The sequence below is a fragment of the Bacillus fungorum genome, from assembly GCF_002746455.1.
Taxonomy (GTDB): domain Bacteria; phylum Bacillota; class Bacilli; order Bacillales; family Bacillaceae_G; genus Bacillus_A; species Bacillus_A fungorum.
In genome coordinates, this window is record NZ_NWUW01000148.1 from 1 (window position 1) to 710 (window position 710).

Annotated in this window: 1 protein-coding gene; it reads right to left on the reverse strand. The window is 31.0% G+C overall.

Annotated elements, in window-relative coordinates; all coding sequences use genetic code 11:
- A partial coding sequence (locus CO726_RS31145; protein ID WP_099686850.1) for a hypothetical protein occupies positions 1–547 on the reverse strand: 547 nt, incomplete at its 3' end.
- Between the last annotated feature and the right edge of the window lie 163 nt (positions 548–710).

Here is a 710-nt window from a genome sequence, read left to right on the forward strand (position 1 = left end):
CTTCAAATACTTCTTCTGAAATTGGCGATAGTATGCCGCTCAAATACACAGCAGTATATAAAAAGTATTGCTCATCCCTTGTTTTAATTGTATGTGTACCGTGTTCCTCATTGTTTGGAATAATTCGTTCAATTTTGAGTTGTTTTTTATCACAAATGATCTCTTTTACTCGATATAAATTATGTATCGGTAAACGATTAATATACAAACAAAGGTACTCTAGTAGAAATAGAATAACAGTCATTTGTAGAATGAAAGCAATCTTTAGTAGAGTTGGTATGGATGCAAATAACACTAGAAATATAGAGATTAAGAAAATATTTAACTTTGAAAACCACTTTTCATATTGATTCAAAGAAATAATACTTTTCTTATTCTGGAACACCTGGAACCTCGTTATAAGAAAAATAATTGCAAAGATTCCTTCATAACTAAACCAAGTTTTCCACTCTGTATCAGTAAGTTCTAGCAATATATATATGATACCAGTAGATATGATTAGTGGTACCAACTGTACCAAACTAAATAGTATGGTGTGTTCTAACATTCTTTTCTTATAAATGTGATTAGTGATTGAATCCAAGTTTCTTAACTCCTTCTGCAATTTTCATGATGACACCACCAATAAGAAGATGGTATTCGCCTATTCCTTTTTCATTCACATACCAGCACATATAGTGCCTAATACCTTCTTTTGCACAATGATCATG